The sequence below is a fragment of the Candidatus Nitrospira nitrosa genome (assembly GCF_001458735.1).
In the GTDB taxonomy this organism is placed as follows: domain Bacteria; phylum Nitrospirota; class Nitrospiria; order Nitrospirales; family Nitrospiraceae; genus Nitrospira_D; species Nitrospira_D nitrosa.
The window spans coordinates 1-7,180 of sequence record NZ_CZQA01000002.1; the positions used below are offsets into that span (position 1 = coordinate 1).

Here is a 7,180-nt window from a genome sequence, read left to right on the forward strand (position 1 = left end):
AAAGGTGGCTCCGTGATTCCGTCTCGTGCGTTTCATTGCCTCGCTCCTTTGTGTCGCCACCTTCCGGTGGCGTTGGTGAAGCCAGGCTCCCACTTATCACACTGTCCGAATTTCCGAAGCCCTCTCTCACGTCGTGTCCGGTTGACCTTGAACGATCCACAAAACACGCACTTCTTGCCCCGCAACAAGTTGGCCGCGCACCCGAATACCCGGTTTTGTCCTGTAACCATAAGGCCTCCAGCTTACCTTATGGTTACGAAACGCCCTAATTACCTAAATGAAAGACTACTCCTCAGTGCGATGGGAAATGCGTTCATCCGATCCATAAGGCAACAACAAGGTCGGATAGGATTGCCGGAGATAGTGGCAAAAGAGTTACATAACAAGATCAAAGAAGAGGGGATAAGGTTGACCAAGACTCTCGGCGACACATTGCGTGCTGCCGGACATTTCACAGGCCGTAAAATGGCGCTAGTTGTTCCTCTCGACGAAAAGTCATTCGAGGATGGATTACGCAATCGACTAGACCAGCTATCCAGCTGTCTGGAAAAGATACCGTTCACTCACCAACACGCCCAGGCAGCTTTAGATCGCGTTATTCAGGGAATAGCGCCCAGTTTAGCAAAGTCAGAGGAGTTTCGGGACTGTGCTATATGGGAAGCAACACTAGAACTCGCATCCAATTTCAGTGTTCACTTGATTACAAATGATCGTGGTTTTTATCGCAATCGTGATGTCACACAGGGTATCGCGCAAGAATTAGCGTCCGACTGCCAAAAGACTCCCCAGGTGGTTCAGATTCATGAATCTATCGCTGCCTATCTTAGAACATTCCCTGCTCCTATGATTACGTTCTCGATGAACAGCGTTGAGAGCAGAATAGAAGCTTGGGTTCGCACTGACTTCGGTACTAGTCTGCCATATCAGGGAGGTACCCTCGGAAATCGCCTAGCGTCAGAAGTTCAGCACTTCTTCACTGAAGAAGTGAATCAGTTCGCCATTCAATTCACGCAGGAGTTTGAGCTTGTTGAAGGGTATAAGGAGGGGAAAGGTAGAATTTACCAACCTGCATTTGTTACTGCGAAGGGTAGCTGTGCTTATTGCACGACAACCAATACAGTCACAGAAGTTACGAACCCAGGCTATTCAATATATGTCGGAGAAGATAAGCGATTAATAACTTCAATATCGCATTTTCGTGGATTCAGTATGGGGTTCTAGGTGTGGTCACATACAACTTTCTCCACCCAGATTCTTTCTCGCCGTGCATCTAGAGGGCCTCTCGTTCTTGACTTGATAACCACCTGTAAGCCGTCAAACGACAAGGTCGCTGTCTATCTGTGAAGGTAAGGGGTCGGATACCGTTGTTAGCGGATACGATGAGGTCGCGCAGGCTACGACCTCCCTGCAAGTTTCGTGAAAGCCGATTCGTGCGATGGTGAATCGCTAGTGTCCACGAGGTGTGTATTAGATTCTCTCTGGGTTTGCGGTTGCGCCTATCGGGATGTTCAAGCCTTCTGCTTCCCGCGCTTGGCAAACCGAGGGTTTTCATACGTCAACTCCGCACGTTCCTGCTCTGACCAGAGTCGCACCCCATAGACTTCTTGTAACTCCTGTTTGGCTTTCTCATCGCCCTTTCTGGCCTTTCGGAACAAACTCTGGCGATGCATGTCTTCTTCTTCTTGACTTAGGGACCACTGTGCTCCCATTTCGGCTCCTTTGTTGTAAATGTGTTTGTTCCGCGAGGGTATCTTAGCGGAGGGCGGTTGTACACGAATTGGACGCCCAATTCAAGGGAGGAGAATAGGGGCTATTTTCGAAATGGTTAGGGTGGGGGCGGCAGACTCCAGGGAATCTAACAGGTACGCGACGGGAGAGCGTTTATTCTTTTGTGATTCGTTCCATCCCTCCCATCAACGGCCGTAACACTGGTGGAATTTCAACCGATCCGTCAGGCTGTTGAAAGTTTTCCAGGATCGCCACGACGGTTCGTCCGACGGCCAGGCCTGAACCATTGAGTGTATGGATAAAGTCGGTCTTCGTGTCTTTCTTTCCGCCGGCGGACCGATATTTGATGCTCGCGCGTCTGGCCTGAAACGATTCGAAATTGCTGCAGGAGGAAATCTCGCGATACTGTTGTTGCGACGGGAGCCACACTTCAAGGTCATAGGTCTTGGCGGCGGAAAATCCCATGTCTCCGGAGCACAGGGCCATCACACGATAGGGAAGATTCAAGTCTTGCAAGATTGATTCTGCGTGGCCTGTCAGGCGTTCAAGCTCCTCATAGGACCGATCGGGCGTTGTGAACGCGACCAGTTCCACCTTGTTGAATTGGTGGAGACGGATGAGGCCTCTGGTGTCTTTTCCATAGGACCCCGCCTCTCGTCTAAAGCAGGGTGTATAGGCGGTATACCGCAACGGTAAACGGTCACTGCTCAGGATCTCTTCACGGTGCAGATTGGTGACCGGTACTTCCGCCGTGGGGATGAGGAAGTAGTCTTCGTCTTTCAGACGAAAAAGATCTTCCTCGAATTTGGGAAGCTGACCGGTGCCCGTCATCGTCGATCGATTCACCATGAGAGGTGTGATTACCTCACGGTATCCATGGTGAGTCGTGTGTCGATCAAGCATGTAGTTGATCAATGCGCGCTCGAGTCTGGCACCGGCTCCCGTCATGACGGAAAATCTGGCACCGGCAATCTTCGCGGCTCGATCAAAATCTAAGATGCCGAGGTGCTCTCCGATGTCCCAATGGGGCTTGGGAGAGTAAGAAAACGATGGGATCGTTCCCCAGCGACGAACTTCAACGTTCTCAGCTGCATCAGCCCCGACCGGAACAGAGCTATGAGGGAGGTTGGGGATGCGGAGGGCGACGTCGCTCAGGGCCTCCTCAACCGTTCGCAAGGTTCCTTCGGCTTCTTTGATGCGGTCTCCCACCTGCTTCATGGCGGCCATGGCTGCTTCAGCCGGTTCTTTGGCTCGGCGTAGACGGGCGACTTCTTCTGAACCTTTATTGAGCTCGAATCGGAGTTGCTCAACCTGCGTGGTGATCGTTCGTCGTTGCTCGCTTAACTGTTGGATGTCATTCCACTGGACGTCGTTCCCGCGTCGTCCCAGAGTGGTGCGGATGTGGTCAAGATTGTCGCGGAGCTGTTTGAGGTCGTGCACAGGCTATCCTTTCAAAGCTCGTCGTTCGTGAAGCGCGAGTCTCACATTGCCTGATAACTTGAAACCTAAAACTCGAAACATGAACCGTACAGGCCATTACGTCCCTCCACTAGGCTCGGGACCATGAGCAACTCGAAGGGCTACGAAGAGTCGTGAATAATACGGGCTAGGTTTCCGAGAGTCAACGAAACGACTAGGCTACTGCGTCAGGGGAAGAGGTTTGACATCAATCGGGCATGAGGGAGAGGATAGGCGCGATGCGTCGGATCTCCAATCCCCCCAACCCCTTCGAGTCTCGGCATCGTGATCTCCTTGAGCCGGCTGGTGTCGCCAAGCTGACGCTCTATACCGACGATAGCCGGGAGATTCTCAGTCGTAACGACAGTCCTGATTTACCGTTTCGCTGGAGTGTCAATCCTTATCGCGGCTGCTTTCATGCCTGTGCCTATTGCTATGCCCGACCTTCTCATGAATATTGGGGATTTGGCTCAGGAACCGATTTTGAGAGCAAGCTTGTCGTCAAGCAGGATGCGCCGCGGCTGCTTCGGCAAGCTTTCGAGAAGCCCTCGTGGAAGGGAGAGCTGATTGTCTTTTCCGGAAACACGGACTGCTATCAACCGCTCGAAGCGAGTCATGGATTAACCCGTGCCTGCCTGGAAGTGTGTGCTGAGTATCGAAATCCGATCGCAATCATCACGAAAGGAGCGCTGGTCCTGCGCGATCTTGATGTGCTTCGTCGATTGCAACGAGAGGCCTGGGTGCTGGTGTACTTCAGTATTCCCTTTTCGTCCGACGAGGTGGCCCGCAAGATCGAACCACAAGCTCCATCGATTACCAAGCGGTTTGCTGCCATGAGCATACTAGCGGCAGCCGGTATTCCGACCGGCCTCTCGATTGCCCCGATCATTCCCGCGGTGAATGAAGAGGATATTCCGGATTTGCTGGAGCGGAGTGTCCATGCCGGGGCCTGTACAGCCACCTATAGTCTGTTACGGTTGTCCGGGGCTGTGGAGTCGGTGTTTGTGGATCGGCTGACGGAGGCATTTCCGGAACGGATCGGGAAAATCACCAATCGCCTCCGGGAAGTGAGAGGTGGGACGTTGACGGAGGGGCAATTTTTCAAGAGACAGGACGGACAGGGGCCCTATTGGAATTTGATCACACAGCTCTTTGAGCTTGCGAAGCGAAAAGCAGGATTTCCGGACGATGGTATGAGGCCCATTTCTGAAACATTTTGCCGGCCAGGTCAGAGACAGCTATCGCTTTTTTGAATGGGAAGGAAACATGAAGCATAATCCAGGCTTTTTAAAACTGGTTGAGCAAGCGAGGCAACGAGTGAAGGAATGTCGCGTAGTTGAGGTGAAGGCGCGTCTCGACCGGGGCGAGCGGTTTCATTTCCTCGATATCCGTGAGGACCATGAATTTGCCAAGGACCATGCCAAAGGCGCTATACATCTTGGGAAGGGAATTATCGAACGGGATATCGAGTCGGTGGTTCCTGATAAGCAGGACTCCATCGTGCTGTATTGTGGCGGAGGCTATCGATCAGTGCTGGCTGCCGATGCGTTGCAACAGATGGGGTACGAAAATGTACTCTCGATGGATGGAGGGATTCGCGCGTGGCGGGAAGCTGGGTACCCGCTGGATTGAGGATGGTGCAAAAGGCCTCCAGCCTCGTTCTCGCATCGCTCAAGACCGCAACGTATCAACCGCGTATGTCTCGGCCTCTTGCTCGCTGTGGCCTTGCCCGGTGAAAGGCGCGTCTCGTCGCGCAGGGGTTGGCGGGTGAGGCAGTGAGCGTTTTCACTCATTCCTCTAAATCCTACTTATTGACTCGATCGAACTCCTTGATGACCTGCTCTGTGAGATCAATCGTATTTTTGTGGTAGATCACGATCTTGACGGTCTGCTCGCTGCCTTTGTCGACCACGAGTGCCACTCCGCCTTTTTCCGCGACGGTTTGTGTCGCGGCGGAGATTTTCTTCATATACTCATCGACCAATTCCTTCTGCTTTTTCTGGATCTCCATGTTGAATTCTTGCGCCCGTTTCTGGAAGTCCTGGACTTTTGTTCGGAACTGCCCCTCCTTCTCTTTCTTTTCCGTCTCGGTCCATTTGGGGGCCTGTTCCTTCAATTGTTTGTCGGTATTGCGGAGCTCTTCTTCATCTTTGCCAAGCAGTTTCTGCTTGCCCAGAATATGTTCCTTAAGTTCGTCGAGCGCGCGCTTCCCTGCTTTAGATTTTTCCAATACCGATTGCGGATCTACGACCCCCATCTTGAATTCGGCAGCCTGGCTGAATGAGGGCCAAAAGAGGGGTGTGGAAACAAACAGTATGGCAAGGAACAGTGCTCGAACAGCAGAAATAAACATGGCGTCTCCTGTATGTGGTATCTAAAACGAGGGAGCGTCGGCAGAATAACCGTGGATCAATTGGTCTGTCAAGCGAATGACAGATTACCAGGAATCAAAACTGATGGGCTCTTCGCGAATCCAGATTTCGATCCCGTGTTGCCATTTTAATCGTCGCGCGACTGCGTTCAGTGCTCGTGCATCCGCGTGGTTGGGATCGAATGGATCACGAATTGTCTTCAATTTTTCCTTTTTGAGTGGAGGCTTATAGCCAAGGTCCTTCATCGCGAGGGCCACCAGGTTCAATTGAAAGAAGCGGGGCGTTTGATTCAGCTCAACCAACGTCACTTCCTCTGTTCCCTCTGCAGTGCGATGCGTGCGGTAGAGCTCAATGACACGGCCTTTCAGGTGGGTCCGTTCTGACTCGGTGAATTCAAGCAAGGCCAACTCTACGAGGAGTGCGTTTGTCGCGCCATTGAATGACGGCATATCGAGCAGTTTGCTGAGAAATCCCATTGATAGCCTCGCGGTAAGATCGTGAAGTTTACGTGAGAGTGTACTGAAATAGGTCGTGTTTTTCTAGACTGCAAAAAGAGGGGGATGACGGCTAAGGATCAGTCCAAATGTGACCAACATTCCGCTATTTGAAGAGACCCTTGATGGCCTGGGTCGCGGAGTCTACCGTTTCCTGGATGGTGTTGGTGGCGGTATGCATACCAGCTGCTGTCATGGCCGTGCTGACCTGCTGTACGATCGAGGCGAGGATCTGGTTGGTGACTTCTCCGGCGGTAACTCCGTCCGATTTCTTGCCGATGTCTTGGAGATGCACGTCGGGGATCGGCACCGAGACGGCTTTGCCATTGAGCAGTTCGGCACTCATGTGGGCTCTTGCGGACTTCACGTACAGATGTTCGATGAGGAGTTTCTTGCCGGATTCCGAGCGCTGAGCCTTCTGCTGGTCATGGCCGATGGCGCGTTCGATGTTGCGTCGTAGTACATCGAGGTTACTGTTGCCGGCGGCATACTCGTACATGATTTCCGGTTTGAGAAGGATGAGTTCTTTGATCCGGATCACGTCGGTCGTCAGCGACCTGATATCGAGCGTCATGCTGATTTCGTCAAGCGACAGAGCCTGTTTGGTCTTGAAGCCGGCGGGATTGCCGACCACCAGGCCGTACAAAGCCGCTTTGCCGTCGAGAGGATTGATGGTGGTGTTTGAGAGACTGATGGATACACCGGTGATCTCAGGCCCATATCGGCGGATAGCGGAAGCGACCTGAGCATCCAGTGAGTTGGGCAGCCACCAGAGGCTTCCCGCTACGGTGACGACTCCAAGCGCTGCGATGCTGATCAGGAGTTTCTTCATGGATCTTGTTCGACCTTTTTGAAGTATAGCAAGGCGAGTTCAGGAGTCTATTGAGACTGTTATTGACGCTGCTCTTATCACGGGTTACTTCAGGCGGAGTTAGCGATTGCGCCTGTGGTGTCTCTCTCCGACCAACAGTGCCTGGTCAGAACAACTCTGACCGGGGGCTGACCGCACTATTCTCCGTAAATATCCGACAGTCCGTCAGGTCCTTCACGGCTTGGCGATAACGGCGGTCGCATCGGGGTGAATCCAAGATGCGGCCGATGATAGTGATACCGGTCCAGAAATGCACG

8 protein-coding genes are annotated in these 7,180 nt (G+C 52.6%); 3 read left to right on the plus strand and 5 right to left on the minus strand.

Going from position 1 to position 7,180, the window contains the following annotated elements:
- The first annotated feature begins 300 nt into the window (after positions 1-300).
- On the plus strand, positions 301-1,221 hold the full coding sequence (locus COMA1_RS08600; RefSeq protein WP_090746960.1) for a PIN domain-containing protein: 921 nt from the start codon (positions 301-303) through the stop codon (positions 1,219-1,221).
- A 287-nt stretch (positions 1,222-1,508) separates the two neighbouring features.
- On the opposite strand, the gene COMA1_RS08605 is transcribed toward COMA1_RS08600, so the two are convergent.
- Together COMA1_RS08605 and serS are read right to left on the minus strand one after the other, a co-directional pair.
- Positions 1,509-1,709 (minus strand): hypothetical protein, encoded by a 201-nt coding sequence (locus tag COMA1_RS08605; RefSeq protein ID WP_090746962.1) that lies wholly within the window; start codon positions 1,707-1,709, stop codon positions 1,509-1,511.
- A 172-nt stretch (positions 1,710-1,881) separates the two neighbouring features.
- Entirely contained in the window at positions 1,882-3,168 is a 1,287-nt protein-coding gene (gene serS / locus COMA1_RS08610) for a serine--tRNA ligase (RefSeq protein ID WP_090746965.1), read from the minus strand.
- Between the two features lie 257 nt (positions 3,169-3,425).
- On the opposite strand from serS, the gene COMA1_RS08615 reads away from it, so the two are divergent.
- Both COMA1_RS08615 and COMA1_RS08620 read left to right on the plus strand, forming a co-directional pair.
- The gene (locus COMA1_RS08615) at positions 3,426-4,439 is read left to right on the plus strand and encodes a PA0069 family radical SAM protein (RefSeq protein ID WP_090746968.1); all 1,014 of its coding nucleotides are present in this window, start codon (positions 3,426-3,428) and stop codon (positions 4,437-4,439) included.
- Positions 4,440-4,452: 13 nt separating this feature from the next.
- Positions 4,453-4,818 carry a rhodanese-like domain-containing protein gene (locus COMA1_RS08620; protein WP_090746971.1) on the plus strand — a complete coding sequence of 122 codons (366 nt, stop codon included), beginning with the start codon at positions 4,453-4,455 and terminating at the stop codon, positions 4,816-4,818.
- A 172-nt stretch (positions 4,819-4,990) separates the two neighbouring features.
- On the opposite strand, the gene COMA1_RS08625 is transcribed toward COMA1_RS08620, so the two are convergent.
- The 3 genes from COMA1_RS08625 to COMA1_RS08635 form a co-directional block, all read right to left on the minus strand.
- Positions 4,991-5,539, minus strand: a complete 549-nt coding sequence (locus COMA1_RS08625; protein WP_090746974.1) for an OmpH/Skp family outer membrane protein — start codon at positions 5,537-5,539, stop codon at positions 4,991-4,993.
- An 84-nt stretch (positions 5,540-5,623) separates the two neighbouring features.
- Positions 5,624-6,034, minus strand: coding sequence for a hypothetical protein (locus tag COMA1_RS08630; RefSeq protein WP_090746977.1), 411 nt, complete (start codon positions 6,032-6,034; stop codon positions 5,624-5,626).
- Positions 6,035-6,158: 124 nt separating this feature from the next.
- Positions 6,159-6,884 carry an AsmA family protein gene (locus COMA1_RS08635; RefSeq protein ID WP_090746980.1) on the minus strand — a complete coding sequence of 242 codons (726 nt, stop codon included), beginning with the start codon at positions 6,882-6,884 and terminating at the stop codon, positions 6,159-6,161.
- Positions 6,885-7,180 lie beyond the last annotated feature (296 nt).